This is a genomic window from Rhodococcus sp. SBT000017, assembly GCF_003688915.1.
Lineage (GTDB): Bacteria > Actinomycetota > Actinomycetes > Mycobacteriales > Mycobacteriaceae > Rhodococcoides.
This window is the reverse complement of record NZ_REFU01000001.1, coordinates 3,904,273-3,922,316: the sequence shown is the minus strand read 5'-3', so window position 1 is coordinate 3,922,316 and position 18,044 is coordinate 3,904,273. Positions and strand designations below refer to the sequence as shown.

Here is an 18,044-nt window from a genome sequence, read left to right as displayed (position 1 = left end):
ATGACCACGATAGACACCGTTCTGATCGCCAACCGCGGCGAGATCGCCGTGCGGGTGGCACGAACGCTGCGCCGCATGGGGATTCGCACCGTTGCCGTCTACAGTGACGCCGATGCCGACGCCCGCCACGTCCACGAGGCCGACACCGCGGTACGCCTCGGTCCCGCCAATGCTCGCGAGAGCTACCTCGACATCGCCAAGGTGATCGCGGCTGCGAAGGCCACAGGGGCGCAGGGCATTCATCCCGGGTACGGATTCCTCTCCGAGAACTCCGAGTTCGCTTCCGCCTGTGCCGAAGCCGGAATCGCATTTCTGGGGCCACCGGCGAAAGCCATCGAAGTGATGGGCGACAAGATCGCCGCGAAGGCCGCCATCAGCGCATTCGGCGTGCCCGTCGTCCCAGGAATCTCTCGCCCCGGCCTCACCGACGCCGACCTCATCGCCGGCGCGCCGGACGTCGGATTCCCGGTGCTGGTCAAACCCTCCGCCGGTGGCGGCGGCAAGGGTATGCGTCTGGTCGAACGCGCCGAGGATCTACCTGCCGCATTGACCAGCGCACGCCGGGAAGCGGCGTCGTCGTTCGGCGACGACACCCTCTTCCTCGAGCGATTCGTGCTGCGTCCCAGGCATATCGAAGTCCAGATCCTCGCCGACGGACACGGCAATGTGATCCACCTCGGTGAACGCGAGTGCAGCCTGCAGCGCAGGCACCAGAAGGTGGTCGAAGAAGCACCGTCGCCCTTGCTCGACGAAGCAACCCGGGCACGCATCGGCGAGGCCGCCTGCAACACCGCTCGCAGTGTCGACTACTCCGGTGCCGGCACAGTCGAATTCATCGTCTCGGCCGAGCGCCCCGACGAGTTCTTCTTCATGGAGATGAACACTCGTCTTCAGGTCGAGCACCCGGTCACCGAGATGGTCACCGGCCTCGACCTCGTCGAATGGCAGGTGCGGGTGGCATCGGGCGAGCCCCTGACCCTCGCGCAGGACGACATCACGCTCACCGGACATGCGATCGAGGCCCGCGTCTACGCCGAGGATCCCGGCCGCGGATTTCTCCCCACCGGCGGTGCCGTCGTCGGATTGCGCGAGCCATCTGCGCCGGGGATCCGCGTCGACTCCGGTCTTGCCGTCGGAACGGAGGTGGGCAGCAACTACGACCCCATGCTCTCGAAGGTCATCGCGCACGGGCCCGATCGCGCGACCGCACTGCGCAGCCTCGATCGTGCACTGGCCGACACCGCAGTGCTCGGGGTAGTCACCAACATCGAGTTCGCACGGTTCCTGCTCGCCGACAACGACGTTCGCGCCGGGAATCTCGACACCGGCCTGCTCGATCGTCGCGTCGAACATTTCTCCCCCACCGAGGCAACCGACGAGGCTCTGATCGCCGCTACGGCAGTGCAGTGGCTCGACGCGTGGCAGGCCGCGGGACAGGACATCTGGGCGGCACCATCGGGGTGGCGAGTCGGAGCGAAAGCGTCGTTCCACCGTCGCCTGGCGTCCGGAGGTCGGACGGCGCATGTGGCCATCACCGGTACCGCGACTGCGGCAACGGTCGTCGTCGACGACGGATCGCCGCGCACCCTCCGGGCAACGGCCACCGAGGATTGCGTGAATCTGGTGATCGACGGTCTCCGCGAGTCGATGGCCGTCGCCCGAAGCGGCTCGGCCACCTGGGTTTCCAGCTCTCGCGGCACCTGGCGAATCGATCGGATTGCCGAGGCGAGCGTCCGCGAGGACGATGCGCACTCCGGTGACGCCGAGATCCTCTCGCCGATGCCGGGTTCGATCATCGCGATCGGCACCACCGGCAGCGACGTCACCGCAGGCACGGCCATCGTCGTCGTCGAGGCGATGAAGATGGAACACACCCTGACCACCCCGATCGACGGCACCGTCGAACTGACTGTCGCAGTGGGCGATCAGGTCCGCGTCGATCAGATCCTCGCCCGAATCGTTCCCACACCCAACGAAGAGGACCAGCCATGACCGATCACCTGTCATCGTCGAATCTGCCCGACGAGTACCAGCAACTGGTCAAATCCGTTGCCGACTTCACCCGCACGGTCGTCGCACCGGTCTCGGCGAAACACGATGCCGAGCATTCCTTTCCGTACGAGGTAGTCGCCGGCATGGCGGAGATGGGCCTGTTCGGCCTGCCGTTTCCCGAGGAGTTCGGCGGCATGGGCGGCGACTACTTCGCGCTGTGCCTGGCGCTCGAGGAGCTCGGCAAGGTCGATCAGAGCGTCGCCATGACCCTCGAAGCCGGAGTCTCGCTCGGTGCCATGCCGGTGTACCGCTTCGGCAACGATGCGCAGAAGCAGCAGTGGCTACCCAAGCTGACGGCGGGCAAGGCCTTGGCCGCGTTCGGTCTGACCGAGCCCGGTGCCGGTAGCGACGCGGGCGGCACCAAGACCACCGCCAAACGCGACGGCGGTGACTGGATCATCAACGGCAGCAAGCAATTCATCACCAACTCCGGCACCGATATCACCGAACTCGTCACCGTCACCGCAGTGACAGGCGTCGACGAGGCCACCGGACGCAAGCAGATCTCCTCGATCCTGGTACCCACCGACACCCCCGGCTTCGTCGCAGAAGCGGCGTACAACAAGGTCGGCTGGAACGCGTCCGACACGCATCCGCTCAGCTTCACCGATGTGCGCGTACCCCAGGAGAATCTGCTCGGAGAGGAAGGCCGCGGGTACGCGAACTTCCTGCACATCCTCGACGAGGGCCGCATCGCGATCGCCGCTGTGTCGGTCGGTGCCGCGCAGGGCTGCGTCGACGAGAGCGTCAAGTACGCCAAAGAGCGTGAAGCCTTCGGTGCCCCGATCGCCCGCAATCAAGCGATCTCGTTCAAGATCGCCCGAATGGAAGCCCGCGCACACACTGCTCGGACTGCCTACTACGACGCTGCCGCATTGATGTTGGCGGGCAAGCCCTTCAAGAAGGCAGCCTCCATCGCGAAGCTCGTCGCGTCCGAGGCCGCGATGGACAATGCGCGCGACGCCACGCAGATCCACGGCGGCTACGGTTTCATGAACGAGTACGTCGTCGCCCGTCACTACCGCGACAGCAAGATCCTCGAGATCGGCGAGGGCACCACCGAAGTTCAGCTGATGCTGATCGCCCGGAGCCTCGGGCTGTGAGCGACAAGCGGATTCGACAGCGCGGGCTGTGGTTCGAGGAGATGGAACTCGGCACCGTCTACGAGCACCGACCCGGCCGCACCATCACCGAGGCCGACAACACACTGTTCACCACCCAGACGATGAACACTCAGGCCCTGCACCTCGACGCGGCCTACAGCGAGACGACACCGTTCGGGCAACGACTGGTGAACTCGATGTTCACCGTCTCCACGCTCGTCGGACTGTCGGTGACGCAGTTGACCCAGGGCACCATCGTGGCGAACCTCGGCTTCTCGGAGGTGTCGTTCCCCAAGCCACTGTTCCACGGCGACACCCTGTACGCCGAGACCGTGATCTCGGACAAGCGCGAATCGAAATCCCGCCCCGGCGAGGGCATCGTGACATTCACGCACACCGGCCGAAACCAACACGGGGACGTCGTCGCGATCGCCGTTCGCAAAACACTCGTCCGAATGCGACCCGAGGACAACGCGTCGTGAACTGGGTACCGCCGGGGCCGGCGTGGCTGTTCTGCCCGGCAGACCGCCCTGAGCGCTACGACAAGGCCGCAGCCCGAGCAGATGTGGTCATTCTCGATCTCGAGGATGCCGTCGGCGCTGCGGACAAAGCGGGTGCTCGTGAGTCCGTGATTGCGACCCCGCTGGATCCGGCGCGCACCATCGTTCGTGTCAACGCGCACGGTACCGACGATCAGGCCGCGGACCTCGAGGCGTTGAAACAGACCGAGTACACGACCGTCATGCTGCCCAAATGTGAATCGGCCGAACAGATCGCGGCTCTGGCTCCGTTGAACGTCGTCGCGCTGATCGAATCCCCACTGGGCGCGATGACGGTGTTCGACTCTCTCGCCGCCGACAACGCGATCGGTGCCATGTGGGGTGCCGAGGATCTGGTCGCTGCCATGGGCGGCAATTCGAGCAGGCATGCCAACGGCGAGTACCGCGCTGTGGCGCAACAGGTTCGATCGCAGACGCTGCTCGCAGCCAAGGCACGCGGGCTGTTCGCGTTGGACTCGGTCTATCTCGACATCCCCGATCTCGACGGGGTGCGCACCGAAGCCGACGACGCCGTGGCGATCGGATTCGATGGCAAGGTCGCTATCCATCCGAGCCACATCCCCGTCATTCGCCAGTCCTATGCGCCCACAGCCGAGGAAATCGACTGGGCCACGGCCGTGCTCGACGCCGTCTCGCACAATCGCGGCGTCTTCACCTTCCGTGGACAGATGGTCGATGCCCCGGTGCTGGCGCATGCTCGACGCATCGTCGCACGCAGTTCCCTCTCCTAGCCGAGTACTTGCACGCGCCGTTAATTGTCGGCGCGGTATGGTGGGTGGTCACGAGTACAGGTACCGAGAGGCACGGCAATGAGCGCACACGACCCCGCCCTCACAGCGCTGGCGCAGAACTGGTTGGCGCTGTCAGTACTGCACGGCCGTATCGAAGGTCGCATCGAACGCGCGCTCCAGGCCAACCACAACCTCAGTGCCCGCGAGTACTGGCTGCTCGACGTCCTGGGCAGGCAGCACGACGGAGTGGGCGGGCACCTGCAGATGAAGCAGGTGGCCGACGCCATCGTGCTGAGCCAGAGTGCAACGACGCGTCTGGTCACCCGGCTCGAAGACCGCGGATTGCTCACCCGGTACCTGTGCCCGACCGATCGACGCGGCATCTACACCGACGTCAGCGAAGAAGGACTTGCTTTGCTCGAAGCGGCGCGACCGACCAATGACGCGGCGCTGCGCGAGGCCCTCGACGACGCGTCGGCCGAGCCGGATCTGATCCCGCTCGTCGACGCCGTTCGACGCGCCGAGGGCTGAGAGTCTCTGCGCCTCGGCTCACTCGATCCGGTCGACGACCGTCCGAGTCGCATCGGCGACGAGTGCATTCATGGCCGATGAATCTTCGACGCCGGAGGTCGTCGTGCTGAGTACGATCAGCAGGATCTTCTGCCCGTCCGGTCCGAGCAGTAGACCTGCATCGTTGGAGACCCCGAAGCTGCCCGTGCCGGTCTTGTCGGCCGACGTCCACCGATCGGGAACACCGGCGCGGAACCGGGCGTCGGAGGTCTGTGTATCGGCCATCCACCCCAGCAGTCGATCCCTCGATCGGGTAGTCAGTACGTCGCCGTCGAGCAGGGTTCGGTAGCCGGCAGCCATCGAATTCGGCGTCGTGGTGTCGCGCGGATCCCCGGGAATGGCCGTGTTCAGTTCTGGTTCGGTGCGATCGAGCCGGAACTCGGTGTCACCGAGAGAACGTGCGAACTCGGTGAGCGCTGCCGTTCCACCAACCTCACGAATCAACAGATTGCCGGACGTGTTGTCGCTCTTGGTCAATGCGGCCGACGCCAGATCTGCGATGGTGACGATGGATCCCGGCTCCCAGTCGACGGCGGACTCGGGCACCTTGTCCTCCGCGGTGATCGTTCTGGTGTCGGTGAGCTGCAGCGTTCCTGCATCGACGGCCGCGAGTACGGCACCGACGGCATACACCTTGAACGTCGAGCAGAACGCGAAACGTTCGTCGCCGCGATGACTTTCGGTGGTACTGGAGGCGAGGTCGACGGCGCTGACTCCGAGTCGGGCCACATCCCTGGCCTCGAGATCGAGATACGTCTGTTCGGCAGTGGACTGTTCGGCACTCGATTGGGAGGTGCTCGCGGCTGTCCGCGGCGGTTCAGTGGTCGTCGTCGAGGAACAGGCAACGCCTGCAGTCAACGTGGCCGCGGCGATCGCGATGATCAGGCGGGTGGTTGTCGAGGTACGCACGTGGTCACCCGATCACAGAACCCCCGGTACGTAGCCACCGGACCCTCGGCCGTCCATTCAATTTCTAGCTTCGCAACTGCTCGCGGGCGCGACCGCCGGGTCGCGAAATCCGATCACGCGGCGCGAGACGACTGCAGTCACAAACACCGCCCACTCGCAGCGGCCGGTTGCACGAACACGAAAGCGGCAACCTTCCGTCGACCGATCTTCCTGCAGAACGTTTGAGTGTGATCCGAATCATAGAATTCTGTCTGCACCGATCTCTCGGCTCATATTATCGTTACTTCTGTTACGTAACGGAAGTACTCAATCGATATCAACCGATGAGGAGATTCCCAATGCACAGACTTTTGACGGTCGCTGCGGGTGCGTCCCTGAGCCTGGTTGGCGCGGCCACCCTCGGACTGGCAACCGCTAGCGCGGAAACATCACCACCACCGCCACCGCCGGTCGAAACCCCTCTCGCCAGTCCACTCACGCCATTCCTTCATCAGGTCGGCTTCACGGAATGCGTGAACGGGATCGGCGAGGGCATAGGGACCGGAGCGCTCACCGGGGGTATCTCTACGATCGAAGCCGGCGCAGCAGGCGCCCTGCCAGGCGGGATCGCCGGCGGTATCGTCGGAGGTATCAAGAACTGCTGACCAGACGACAACAATCAGGAGGCACTCTATGAACGCCAGCAAACGCGCGCTATTGAGCCCGGTCGTCGGAGTCATCGTCGCACTGGCAATCATCTGGGGCATCGGCGGAGACATCCCGTTCTGGCGAGCCGCATTGATGGTGCTGGTCGGTGCGGGCGTCGTCTTCGGCCTGAACTTTGCGTGGGAATCCAATCCTTGGACCGAAGATCCCACAGTGGATGAGCACGAGCAGGTCGCGGCCCAATAGATGCACAGTTCGGGAGACCCTGGCCGTGACGCCATTCTCGGGTCTCCCGAACTGCAATCGCCCAGGGCAAGAACCACTGTCGCGCACGGAACCAATACAGGCCAGCTCGAAGCCGGTTCCATACGCCGCGCTGTCACTTGCAAGAGGGCAATGCCGTCTTCGCGCCGACGTCGCCGCGGAATATTTCGCGGACATCGAAGTCGTAGTAGACGGTGAAACACTTGACGCTCGGTGACCGCCGTTCCGGTGAACACCGCGTTGTCCCCCGAGGCGAAGTCCTCGAGTTGCTGTTCGGCTTGCGTTCCATCTGTGTTGTAGACACAGGAGCAGGCATGAGCGACGCCCGACCGAGCGAACGTCAACGCGACCGTCAGCGGCGTTGCGAGAGCAACGACGAGAGCGTCCCGAATCACACGCTTCATACCGATAAGTCTCACAGAGCGCTCCGATTGGGCGCGGTCGACATCAGTCGTCGGCGGGGTCTCTGGCCAGCGGAGAAGCGCTCACCTTGTCCGACTCGGTGACGGTCGATTGGCCGTTGTGCTCTCGGAATTCTTCTCGGGTGAGCGGTTGCACCTTCACCCCCTCTGCTCTCAGTCCCATCACCAACGCGATGATCATCAGCGAGACCAGAATGAAGATCGGCAGCCCAATCACGGTGATGACCTGTTGCAGCGCTTGCAGTCCCGCTTCGCCTCCCAGCACGATCAGCGTGGCAGCCACCGCGCCTTCGGTGACGCCCCAGAACACGCGCTGCCGCACCGGGCCGGCCTCACCGTCGCCCGAGCACAACATGTCGATCACCAGCGATGCCGAGTCCGAGGATGTCGCGAAGAACAGGGCCACTACGACCACTGCGATTCCTTGGATCAAGGTCGCCGCCGGGAAGTTCTCGAAGAATGTGAACATCGCCAGCGGAATGCTCTCGGACACCGCGTCCGAGATCGGACCTCCACTACCCCCGATTCCGTCGATTCTCATTGCTGACCAACCGAATACGACAAACCAGACCAGCGTGAACAGCGACGGCGCAACCAGGACTCCGACGACGAACTGGCGAATGGTGCGGCCGCGCGAAATGCGAGCGAGAAAGACTCCCATGAACGGTGCCCAGGTGACGGTCCACGCCCAGTAGAAGACTGTCCACCCGCCCTGCCAGCCCCACCCTCCATCGGAGGTGAACTCGGCCATCGCGTCGTTCCAGAAGGACAACGGAACGATCTCCTGCGCGTAGTTTCCGAAGCTCTCGAATACTTGCCGCAGCAAGAAGACAGTGTCCGACGCGATCAGCACGAAAATCATCAAGCCGACCGCGACGAGGATGTTCAGATTGGACAACCGGCGCACGCCCTTGTCCAAACCGACAACGATCGAGGTCGTGGCGACCACTGTGAGCAGTCCGATGATCAGCACTTTCGACCACACGGCGTCGGGAAGTCCGACGAGCTCGCTCAATCCCGCGTTGATCTGAGACGTACCGAGTCCCAGCGACACAGCCAGCCCGAAGATCGTGCCCAGCACAGCGAACACATCGATCGTCTTACCGATCGGGCCCGAGATGCGTTCTTTCAGAATGGGATAGAACACCGAGGAGACGCGCATCGGCAACTTGTAGCGGTAGATGAAGAAGCCGAATGCCAAGCCCGGCAGCGTGAAGATGGCCCACGTGTGCAGACTCAGGTGATAGAGAGAGATGCTCATCGCGTCCTGGGATGCTTCGACGCTGTAGGGCTCCACGCCGTCGAAGGGCGGTGCGGAGAAGTGCGAAATCGGCTCCGCGACGCCCCAGAACATCAGCACCGTTCCGATGCCGCCCGCGAACAGCATCGCGAACCACGACAAATTCGAGTATTCTGGTCTGTCGTCGTCATCCCCGAGCCGCAGGCGACCGTATTTACTGATGGCAACCCAGATCAGAAACACCAGCCAGACCGTGACTCCGATGATGAAGAACCATCCGAGATTGGTGACGATCCACTCTCGCCCGACGCCGAACGCGTTCCCGACCCAGTCCTGGAAGACGAGGAACAACACCAGCAGCGCGATAGTCAATCCTGCTGAGCTGAAGAAGATGTGATTGTCGGTTCTGAGGCCCAGTTTGCGGGCAAGTGTGTCCATGGTTGCCGTCACCATCCTCGACGGCACGGTTCGTCGGATTCGGATCATGCTCGGTCGTTGGGGCGTGCCGTCGCCGACCTTTAACCCTTCTTTACCGGAGCAGACCTGTCCACCGTTGCAGCCGATTTGTTACCTGGCCGACGTGTGAGCGCGCCCATTCCTCGCGTCGTACCACCGGCTGTACCGATGTCGCGAGGGCTGTCAGATGTCGAGCATCAGAGCTCGGTGGTCCGATACTTCCGGTGCCTCGACGATCTCGAAGCTTCGCACCACGGCTGTGGAAGAGACCAACATGTAGCTGGCACTCCGAACGTCTTTCGTATAGATCGATGTTCGCGTATCGGCATCTTCGACGAGGTCGGTCATCCCGTGCTCACCGAGTACCGCGAACGTCTCACTCGACGGCAGCAGATTGAGGTCGCCGCACAGGACGATGACATCGCTCGACGAACGAACATGCTCGATGATCTGCACCAGCTTCTGGGCCTGCTCCAGCCGAACAGGACTGTCGCCCTTGCCTGCTGGATCACGCAGACCGTGCAGTTGGATGACGGAGACGAACCTTTCGGCGACGCGATCGCGAACGGTGACCGTCAGAGCAGCTCGTGGACGGTCGCCCACATCCCAGACCGCGTGATCGACGAACCGTGAATGGACGAACCGCGCGTCGAGCCCCACGACGGGGACGTCGTCACGCACCCAGGTCGCGATCCCGAAGTCCTGACGCAATTCGACACCGTCGGCGTCGGTGACAGGTCCGGCGTCGTTGGCGACGAAGTACGGCGTGTAGTCGGTGAGCACCGCCGAGACGTCGTCGAACAGACTCAGCCGCTGCGGCAGTGTGCGCTCGCCGTCGGCGAAGGTCGACCATCCCGACCGATGTGCGGTGCGCGTGACTTCTTGGAGACAAATGACCTCCGCGTCAACGGTTTCGAGCCAGGCAACGAGCTCGTCGAACATCGCGCCACCCCACGCATTGATCGATACGATTTTCACGACGTCATGATGGCAGACGCCGTCGAGACGCGGTAGTCGATTTCTCTTGCACTGGCCCGAGCGACCCGTGCGATCGGACGAGGTATGCGATCGTGGGGTGGTGGAACCCATGCGCCCGGTCGACTATGTGGAGCAGCCGCCTGATCCGGCTACGCGACGCAAGCAGCGTTGGCGGCAGCTGTTTCTCGTATGCCTGGTGATCTGCCAGTTCATTGCCTTGACCGTGTACGACATCGAGTTCTGGTGGGCGCTCGTGGGCACTGTCATCGCATGTGGGCTGTACGAACTTTTTTGGGCCGTGATCAACCGCAACATGTCCGACCAGGGCTGACTGCTACACGCGGTCGATCCGGAGTCGTTGGGCCTCGCCTCCTCGATCGTTCGGTGTTCGGTCCATCCAGCGAGACGCTCACGCAGACTGACGATCTCGCTCTTCCTGACCATCGCAACTACCAGCGCGACTGCTACTGGTACCCCTACCTCGACGGCACCGCTCGGACAACGACGTCCATGTCGAAGGGTGGAGTTCCACGACAGTGGGCCGATCGAGATTGCCCAGGGCAGAACCGGCGAGTGGCCTCAGGCCGGTTCGAGTCCGTTCGGTGGAACCGTGAACGGTTGCGCGTCGTAGATCGGTTCGCGGAACACGACCGAACTTGCCACGGTTGCGTACACGATGCCTTCCACATCCGGCGCAATCGGTTGAGATAGCACTTCACCGACGGGCCCGAAGATCTTCGATTGACCGTGACCGTCGAGCAGCAAATGGTCTTCGCCCTCGGGTATTCGCAGCAGGTCGCGAAATGTGGGAGTAGACACGATGCTGGACGCAAGCGGCGGTGAGGTCGGGCGGCGACGCCATGAACCCTCCGGAAAATACCGGGATGGATCACCCCCGACCTGCCTCATAAGCATCGCCACCGCAGCGTCCGGTCCACCCAGTGCCGAACCATCGGGGATCTGCACGGCTGGTGGGTTGTCATTGCACCATCTCGCCCCTGTGCTACGCCATGGCCGACGTGTACGTCGACTTCCGCGACCAACACACCGCAAGCGCACCTGTTGTGAACGTGCTCGGAACGAAAGGTCAACTCCGCGCCGCTCCCGAATCGCAGTATTCATCAGATCGGCGAGACACGACGTTTCTTGGGCCGAAATGGGCTCAAGACTCCCAGGGCCCAGACACGAAGAAACCGTCCCTGGACTTCGTCTACACTGCGTCCCTACGGCGTTCGCAGTGCCCCTTGCATATCGGCCGCCATATTAGGGTTCTCGAGCATCTCCACGATCGTGGGGCGAAGGTCGATATACCGATCATCTGCAGTCATCGAGACAAGCATGTCGCGAACAGGAACATCCTCCTCGAGATACAGATCCTCGAGCGTACCGAGGAGATACTCGTGCGCATTGAATTCGAGGTCGTCGCTTATCAGATACCCGATGACCTCGCATAGTCCTCGAACCCCGAAGCGAAGCACGAGCGTTTCCGCCGCGATACCCATCGGCCCCATATCGGGATACCGCAGCTGCTCGGCTACGAGAAGAAAATCGCGTTCGCCCTCGGCGTTGCTGCGAAACCAGCGCAGACCGGTCGAGACCGAAGCCCAACCCCCCTGCCGGAGAGCCGTCTCTGCTTCTTCGCGCGAGGTTACTAACGCATCCATGGTTCTAGGAGTTCATTGCAGAGCCCTGTGAACCCGCCGCGAGTGTAGGCCGATCCAGCAAATCCGTGATATCGAGAAAACTGTCATCTCGGTCTAACTCCATAAGCATGTCCCGGATCGGTACACCGTGATCTAGGTACAAGTCGTCGAGGACCGCGAGCAGATAGTCATGACAGCTGAAATCGATCTCATCAGAGACTAGAAAGGTAATGACAGCAGCCAAGCCCGAAGAACCATATCTGCGGATCAGCGCCTCTGCAGCAATCTCCATCGGAACGATATTGGTGGGATACCGCAGCATTTCGACCAAGATGTCGAAGTCGGTAGGCCCTTCGGCATGTCCTACCAACCATCGCAAGCCAACCGAGACCGAAGCCCAATCCCCCTGCTGGAGCGCCTTCTCTGCTTCTTCGCGTGAGGCTGCTGTGTCATCCATGGCCGCATTCTCTCCAATCATGTCGTCTTCTTGCTGTAGTTGTCGGCGGCCAGTCGGTCGCGTGCGGCATCGCGCTGCGCTTCCAAGCCTGGGCCCTGGACTTGCACAGTGTTCAGATCTGATTCGCGATCGACCATGTCCAGGTTGGCTCTCGCTTGTTCACGCTGAGCTTCCAGTCCGGGTCCTTGGGTGTGCGCTATCTGTTGGTCGCGGGATTGATCAGCGGGGGTGTAGCTGGTTTCGAATTCCGTTCGTGCTTGAGCACGCTGAGCTTCCAAACCTGGTCCTTGCAGCTGCGTGTCCTGTTGGTTCTGTGTTTGCGCAGCGGCCGTATACCCGGCGGCTCCAGTAGTGGCAGCGCCCGAGCTTTGCTTCGGAGGTTGAGCCGAGTTGAGCGGCGATGCGGGGGCGGCGCTTCGTTCCGATTCCGGTTTCCATGCGCCAGCACTGGCAATCTCTTCATCTGTAGCGGGACGTGTGTTCTTCTTGTCCTGTCGCGGACGTTCCGTACCGTCAGGGGCCCGGTCGATAACCACGTCGACGACATGCGGGGTCTCAATCGGCCCGTGCGACTTTCCTTCGAGATCTGCCCTCCTGATCATGGTCCCATTTTTGTCGTATTCAGCCCAGTACGCGACCTTCCCGCTGTCGTTCAGTCGGACGAGTGCACCGTTTTTCGGACCGTCTGTGAGCGGAAAATCGTTCCGCTGCCGACTTGAGGGTCCCGTGCCGGTGTAGACGTCGGCGTTTGCGAGTTTCTCGGCCAGTGTGGGAGGTGGGACGGGAACCGTCGACGGCGTGTCGCCGGTAGGGGCATGACGACCTGCTTGTTCCGCCGCGTCCTTCGCTGCGTTTTTGCCTGCGTTCAGGGCCGCAGACGTGCCCTTGCTGCCGACGAGCGCGGTGACGATGTTTCCTGTGACTTTCCCTGTGGCATAGGCGCTGTCGCCGCCCGCGTAGTCATCCCATGCGACGGTCTCCTTACCGACGTTCTTCCACGAATCCTTCACCCCCGGTGCGCCGTCGCCGCCGAGGCCGACCAAGGCCCCGACTCCTTGCCAGGACTCTTCGACCCCAGGTCCGCCCTCACCCCCGAGCCCGACGAGCGGGCCCATCCCCACCACATTGTCCTTGACCGACGTTCCCACTCCCGCGCCGAAATCTTTCACTCCGTCGAGAACACCGCTCCAGGACGGGTCGGCCAGAATCGGAAAGATGGAGTCGGGCCTGGGATAGACGTGTTGAACCAACTCGTCCCCCTCGATCTCGTACTCGGTGGGGACAGGTTCTCCTGTGGCGTCGTACGCCCACGGTGCGTCGTAGTGCGTGACCTCACGTCCTGCCGCATCGAACACCGAGACCGAGCCATCAGGGTTCTCGGTCGCGTGTCCGCCGTCGGGGACGTGCAGCGGGAATCGGTAGCTGCGCGGCGAAGTCGCATCGTTGATGAGCACCAGGGTGCGTTCGCCACCGTCCTCGTTGGGCACGGTGATCTGCTCGAACCCTCCGGGTGCATAGCGGACCACAGGCGCGCTGGCCGTACCGACGACACCGGCCAATGCAGATTCCGGAGTCCGAGGACCGACCGGGGAACGACGCCCGCGCACTCCGATCCCGCCGGCAGTGAACGCGGCGGCACCGACCAACACGAGTTCGAGATACCGATCACGATCCGCTCCCTCCCCGGATGCGGAGGACCCCGCGTCCGGAACCGGTTGCGCTGCTGCGGTATTCGAATCGGTATCGGTGGGTATCGGTCCGGGACCCCGATCGGGAATCGGCGGGGTCGCGGTGCGCGGTATCGTATCGGATTCGGTGTCCGACACCGCGACAGGGGTGGGGGCGGGGGTGGGTGTTTCGTTGCCCGGCGAGGACGGGGAAATATCCGCTGGCACCTCGATCGCGGGGACCGCCACGATGGGGGTGCCGTTGTAGGTGGGGAAGTTCGTCGGAGCGTTCGCTCCGACGTTCGGGCCACCGCCCGGTGCTTGCGCGCCCGGCAGCCCGGCCGTGCTCGTCGGCGGAGCAGTCGTGGTCGTGGGCGGTGCGGTCAGGCACGGGTTGATGTACTCCGGTGGGATCGGAGAGCCCGGAGGTAGAGAGGCGATCAAGTTCAGATAGATCTGATGATCACGCGCCCGCACCGCCGCACAATCCTCTTCCGGTGTCGCATACGCCGGCCCTGCTGCGAGCACGATCGCGGCACCGATCACACCGGCGGTCCCGGCCAACAATGCCCCGACAGCGAGGACTCCCGCCACCGACCTGCGTAGCGTCGGCTTCCTCGATGCCGCAGTCGGTTCCGATATCGGTTCCGGCCTCATCGGTGGTCCTGGGCCGCCGGCTTCCGGACCGTGGCAACCACTCTGTCGGTGCCCCACCAGAACACCCGCCCGGCGATCGACATCCACACAAAGAACGCCAGATACACCAGGATCGTCCCGTGCTCGTCAGCCCACCCGGCGAGGCGTCCGATCATCGCGAACGCCACAACAAGCAACCCGAGCCCGAACAGTGTCGCGATGACCGCTGTCGAGGTTTCGTTGCGTGCTGCACCGACATGGCGGGTCGGTGGGGTCATCGGGTCGACCGGTGAAGTGGTCATCGAAAGTGAATGCCTTTCTCTACCAAACAGAAACGCGGGACTCGAGATACCCGCAACCAGCTGGGGGGATAGCGGGAGCAGATGCATCTGGACAGGAAGAAGGTGTTCTCTACCAGGGGCAGTGGGTGTACCCGGTGGCCGAGGCTGCCCACCCCCCGCTCGGCGGAAGGTAGAACTGGTAGGAAGCGCAACCGTTGGGGTACTGCGCAGCCCGAGCGGTCTCGACTGCCAGGACGTCGGCCGAGGAGTCGATCACCCACTCCCACCCCTGCACCGGAATCGTGATATCTGCGTTGGCCAGGGCGGCCGGGATACCACTGTCACGGGCCGCGACGGTCAGGGCGTGAGTGAGGGGAACCTGCACCACCGGCGCGCCGTAGTACGCCGGAACCGGCCCTTCGATCGTCACGGGAACAGCTGCAGCGGCCGGGGCGTTGGCGAGCAGAACCCCGGCGGCAGCAAGCGAGACTGCGGTGGTAGTGGCTGCGATTCTCTTCGTACGAGCGAAAGACATGATGCTCCTCAGGTAAGGATGAGCGTGAAAAGCATTGGCCGACAATCGAAATCGCTCCACGTGGCTGGAGACCCGTTGTCGGCTGAATCGAAATTGCGTGTCAGAGCCAGGTGGGGTCGGAATACACGAACACACTGTTGTCCGAGGTCGACGTCGACACCGCGAACTGTGCATAGGAGCGGACCGTGACCGGACCCATGCACGCATCGACCTTCACATGCACGTTCTCCGCCGTGATCGAGGCCTTCGATGATTCGAGATCCTTGATGCCGAGCGGAATCGTGGTGATCGTTCCCGGAGCGATGGTGGCCTGAATGCTCGGGTTCACCGACGCATTGACACCCACATTCGCGCTGGGGCCGGTACCGGAAATCGACACACCCACCGACGGACCGAACGACACACCAAGTCCCACAGCGAGACCGGAGGAGACATCGATCTGACACCCGATCTGCAGGCCCTGTTCGATGTATCCGGTCTTCACCGCCGTCTCACCGGCACCGGTGATGGTGCCGGTGACCTTCGCCGAGACGAACCCCTCCCGCGTGAACGCCGTCGTCGCCACGTTCGGAACCGGGTTGACCGACAGGTTGCTGGCAGTGAGATCGAGGGTCCAGCCGTCATCGGTGACCGTGCTCGCGAACTTGTCGGCCAACGGCGTCGGCGTCGCCGACGCGGTGCCCGCGAACGCAGCAGAACCCACCATCACTGCTGCCGACACCACCGCACAACCAGCCACGGCCCTCGATACGCCACGTCCCCGCACCGTCGAACCAGTGGTAGCGCTTGCCATCGTTTCCATGAGCGAGTCTCTCCGTACGCGTGTCGGTGATTCGACCGACCACAATGGTTGCTGAAAAATAACTGAAGATCTGCCCGGGACGGTACAACACCCCACACATCCCCGACAGTCCTTCGACACCCGAATCAGACCGGCGCCACCCGTACCGGGCGTAACAGAAACATCTTCGGGCAAGTACGACCAGGCGTTTTGGCGCATCACATGGAGTGACGCGCCTCATGGTCACGAAACGATGACGGCCCGAACTTGGCCAGCGGCACGATGGCATGTGTGGCGAACACCAGCCAGTTCACCGGTGAGGGTCCGGGTGACATGACCGTATTGACAGCAGTTCCCGGTGACGAACCGACACCGTGTGACGTCGACGTCTTACCCGATCCGGAAGGCGACAATCCCGTCGTTGACGCCATCAGCCGCCATCCGCACACGACCCCGATCTGACACTCTGCGCCCTCATGTGACGCATGGCCCAGAGGGTCCGGATCGAGCATCAGAATTTGGTTGACTCGGCCGCCGGTGAGGATCAGCGGCAGATAGGCGTGCATGACCTGCGGGTCGCCCAGCCCGAACACCGTCTTGTCCTGCCCATCGACGACGATGGTGCGGCTCTCCGTTACCAGCAGACCGATCAAATCCAGATGCGCGACAACGCGACTGAGATCCTCGTCGTCGAGGTACTCGGGTGCGTCGTCGGAGCGGACGACCGAGATCGTCGACACTCGGATCGGCGACGTTGATAGTGCCTCGAGCTGCCGGCGAGCGCCTTGGCGACAGGAAAACAGGAAGGGCAGTTCTCCGCCATTGACATTGGTTCTGCCCACGCCGTTCCAATGTCGGGACTGAGGCTGTCCGGTTCGACACCGTGAACTCATCACTTTCGCGCCGAAATCCGAGCACTGTGTTGAGTAAGTGTTGAGCTCACCGCACATCACCTCGAAATCGAAGAAGCCCCGAACCGCATCGCTGCAGTTCGGGGCTCCTTCTTCTGTGCGCCCGAAGGGATTCGAACCCCTAACCTCTTGATCCGTAGTCAAGTGCTCTATCCGTTGAGCTACGGGCGCATGTTCAGTTATCCAACTGGTCTAGCTGAACGGTAACGATCTACCGTTCGTGGCGGAGGCGAGAGGATTTGAACCTCCGGTCCCGGTGAAAGGACAAGTCATTAGCAGTGACTCCCATTCGGCCGCTCTGGCACGCCTCCTAGGCTGCCGGCCCTCTCGGACCGCCGAGGAAAGAGATTACACACGGCAAAGGCCAGAAGGCAAAACGGCTGGTCGACGCCTCCGGTTCGCGCGGCGTTTGCGTAAAAGATGCTTGTTGCTCTTCAGCGCATGAAGCTGTCGAACCAATCGAAGATTCGGGTCTGGGCGTCGACGAGCGCGGCCGCCGCGGGGTCGCTGTGATCGGAACTGCCGGGTTGTTCGCGGGGATGATCGGCTCGGTGCTTCAAGCCCGAATAGCTGACGACGTTCGTGGCCACTGAGGCACGCGTGGCGGCGTCGCGAAGGGCTTCGATGTGAGCGGGTGGGGTGTGGGGGTCGTCCTCGCCGTAGAGACCGAGCCAGGGGGCCTGCAGCTTGGGTGCGGCCTCGACCAACGCGATCGCGTCGGAGTTGAGCGGTTCGACGATGCCGGCTGCGGCGACACTGACCGCCGCCCCGACCGGACGACTGGTGGCCACGATCAACGCTGCCGTGCCTGCGTCGTCGAACCCGATCACCCCGACACAATCGGGATAGACACCGCGCTGAACGAGCCAGTCGGAGGTGGCGTCGAAGTCCGCGAAGAGGTCGTCGCCGAATACTTCTTTGTCGTCGCCGTGGCCTCGATGGAACAGGTTCGGCGCAACGGCGAGCCAACCTTCCAGCGCGAGTGCGCGCAGAAGGTCGAGCAGAGACTCGGGCACCTCACGCGCCTCGTGCAGCACGACGATTCCGCCGCGAGGTGGACCATCGGGTTCGGCGGCCGTCAACGGCACTTTCTCCTGCGGGGGTGATTCGTGCGCGGTCGTATCCACCACGTAGTCCGCGCCGACCGTGGGCGCGGAGGCGGACCGAAGAACTGCGACGTCGCTCAATATTCCCGACATACTT

At 63.1% G+C, this 18,044-nt stretch carries 20 protein-coding genes and 2 tRNA genes; 8 read left to right on the top strand and 14 right to left on the bottom strand.

The genetic code is table 11. From position 1 onward, the window contains the following. The 5 genes from AYK61_RS18440 to AYK61_RS18420 all read left to right on the top strand — a co-directional run bounded on the left by AYK61_RS18440 (position 1) and on the right by AYK61_RS18420 (position 4,977). Entirely contained in the window at positions 1–1,992 is a 1,992-nt protein-coding gene (locus AYK61_RS18440; protein WP_121872883.1) for an acetyl/propionyl/methylcrotonyl-CoA carboxylase subunit alpha, read from the top strand. After that, the gene (locus AYK61_RS18435) at positions 1,989–3,155 is read left to right on the top strand and encodes an acyl-CoA dehydrogenase family protein (RefSeq protein ID WP_121871880.1); all 1,167 of its coding nucleotides are present in this window, start codon (positions 1,989–1,991) and stop codon (positions 3,153–3,155) included. The genes AYK61_RS18440 and AYK61_RS18435 overlap by 4 nt, the downstream gene beginning before the upstream one ends. Next, positions 3,152–3,637, top strand: a complete 486-nt coding sequence (locus AYK61_RS18430; protein ID WP_374700527.1) for a MaoC family dehydratase — start codon at positions 3,152–3,154, stop codon at positions 3,635–3,637. The genes AYK61_RS18435 and AYK61_RS18430 overlap by 4 nt, the downstream gene beginning before the upstream one ends. After that, on the top strand, positions 3,634–4,446 hold the full coding sequence (locus AYK61_RS18425) for a CoA ester lyase (protein WP_121871879.1): 813 nt from the start codon (positions 3,634–3,636) through the stop codon (positions 4,444–4,446). The genes AYK61_RS18430 and AYK61_RS18425 overlap by 4 nt, the downstream gene beginning before the upstream one ends. A gap of 78 nt (positions 4,447–4,524) precedes the next feature. Next, on the top strand, positions 4,525–4,977 hold the full coding sequence (locus AYK61_RS18420) for a MarR family winged helix-turn-helix transcriptional regulator (RefSeq protein ID WP_121871878.1): 453 nt from the start codon (positions 4,525–4,527) through the stop codon (positions 4,975–4,977). An 18-nt stretch (positions 4,978–4,995) separates the two neighbouring features. Here AYK61_RS18420 and bla read toward each other — a convergent pair whose 3' ends face one another. Beyond that, complete coding sequence (gene bla / locus AYK61_RS18415; RefSeq protein WP_237668963.1) at positions 4,996–5,925, bottom strand: class A beta-lactamase; 930 nt, start codon at positions 5,923–5,925, stop codon at positions 4,996–4,998. Positions 5,926–6,597: 672 nt separating this feature from the next. Here bla and AYK61_RS18405 point away from each other — a divergent pair. Further along, a complete protein-coding gene (locus AYK61_RS18405) occupies positions 6,598–6,816 on the top strand; it encodes a hypothetical protein (protein WP_121871876.1) in 219 nt (72 codons plus the stop codon). Between the two features lie 465 nt (positions 6,817–7,281). Here AYK61_RS18405 and AYK61_RS18400 read toward each other — a convergent pair whose 3' ends face one another. Then, the gene (locus AYK61_RS18400) at positions 7,282–8,934 is read right to left on the bottom strand and encodes a BCCT family transporter (RefSeq protein ID WP_121872880.1); all 1,653 of its coding nucleotides are present in this window, start codon (positions 8,932–8,934) and stop codon (positions 7,282–7,284) included. Between AYK61_RS18400 and AYK61_RS27390 the strand changes: the two genes are divergently transcribed. Then, complete coding sequence (locus AYK61_RS27390) at positions 8,933–9,082, top strand: hypothetical protein (protein ID WP_183130349.1); 150 nt, start codon at positions 8,933–8,935, stop codon at positions 9,080–9,082. The two genes, AYK61_RS18400 and AYK61_RS27390, sit on opposite strands and share 2 nt — an antisense overlap. Positions 9,083–9,135: 53 nt before the next feature. Here the strand turns inward: AYK61_RS27390 and AYK61_RS18395 are convergent, their stop codons facing one another. Further along, positions 9,136–9,930: an endonuclease/exonuclease/phosphatase family protein gene (locus AYK61_RS18395; protein WP_121872879.1), complete on the bottom strand. Its 795-nt coding sequence runs from the start codon at positions 9,928–9,930 to the stop codon at positions 9,136–9,138. A gap of 109 nt (positions 9,931–10,039) precedes the next feature. Between AYK61_RS18395 and AYK61_RS18390 the strand changes: the two genes are divergently transcribed. Next, the gene (locus tag AYK61_RS18390) at positions 10,040–10,261 is read left to right on the top strand and encodes a hypothetical protein (protein ID WP_121871875.1); all 222 of its coding nucleotides are present in this window, start codon (positions 10,040–10,042) and stop codon (positions 10,259–10,261) included. Positions 10,262–10,509: 248 nt separating this feature from the next. Here the strand turns inward: AYK61_RS18390 and AYK61_RS18385 are convergent, their stop codons facing one another. From AYK61_RS18385 to AYK61_RS18335, 11 genes are all read right to left on the bottom strand, one after another. Further along, complete coding sequence (locus tag AYK61_RS18385) at positions 10,510–10,749, bottom strand: hypothetical protein (RefSeq protein WP_121871874.1); 240 nt, start codon at positions 10,747–10,749, stop codon at positions 10,510–10,512. 404 nt (positions 10,750–11,153) lie between these two features. Further along, complete coding sequence (locus AYK61_RS18380) at positions 11,154–11,594, bottom strand: hypothetical protein (protein ID WP_121871873.1); 441 nt, start codon at positions 11,592–11,594, stop codon at positions 11,154–11,156. Between the two features lie 4 nt (positions 11,595–11,598). Beyond that, on the bottom strand, positions 11,599–12,030 hold the full coding sequence (locus AYK61_RS18375) for a hypothetical protein (RefSeq protein WP_128644803.1): 432 nt from the start codon (positions 12,028–12,030) through the stop codon (positions 11,599–11,601). 17 nt (positions 12,031–12,047) lie between these two features. Then, positions 12,048–14,354, bottom strand: a complete 2,307-nt coding sequence (locus AYK61_RS18370) for a polymorphic toxin type 24 domain-containing protein (RefSeq protein ID WP_147458356.1) — start codon at positions 14,352–14,354, stop codon at positions 12,048–12,050. Next, positions 14,351–14,635 (bottom strand): hypothetical protein, encoded by a 285-nt coding sequence (locus AYK61_RS18365; RefSeq protein WP_237669891.1) that lies wholly within the window; start codon positions 14,633–14,635, stop codon positions 14,351–14,353. Before AYK61_RS18365 ends, AYK61_RS18370 begins: the two co-directional genes overlap by 4 nt. A gap of 109 nt (positions 14,636–14,744) precedes the next feature. Further along, complete coding sequence (locus AYK61_RS18360; protein ID WP_147458355.1) at positions 14,745–15,149, bottom strand: hypothetical protein; 405 nt, start codon at positions 15,147–15,149, stop codon at positions 14,745–14,747. Positions 15,150–15,249: 100 nt separating this feature from the next. Next, complete coding sequence (locus tag AYK61_RS18355) at positions 15,250–15,855, bottom strand: MspA family porin (protein ID WP_259468202.1); 606 nt, start codon at positions 15,853–15,855, stop codon at positions 15,250–15,252. Positions 15,856–16,148: 293 nt separating this feature from the next. After that, positions 16,149–16,670, bottom strand: a complete 522-nt coding sequence (locus AYK61_RS18350) for a hypothetical protein (RefSeq protein WP_121871869.1) — start codon at positions 16,668–16,670, stop codon at positions 16,149–16,151. 269 nt (positions 16,671–16,939) lie between these two features. Further along, a tRNA-Arg gene (locus AYK61_RS18345) sits at positions 16,940–17,012 on the bottom strand. A 50-nt stretch (positions 17,013–17,062) separates the two neighbouring features. Beyond that, positions 17,063–17,152: transfer RNA gene (locus AYK61_RS18340), tRNA-Ser, on the bottom strand. A gap of 123 nt (positions 17,153–17,275) precedes the next feature. Beyond that, positions 17,276–18,040, bottom strand: a complete 765-nt coding sequence (locus tag AYK61_RS18335) for a dienelactone hydrolase family protein (RefSeq protein WP_121871868.1) — start codon at positions 18,038–18,040, stop codon at positions 17,276–17,278. Positions 18,041–18,044 lie beyond the last annotated feature (4 nt).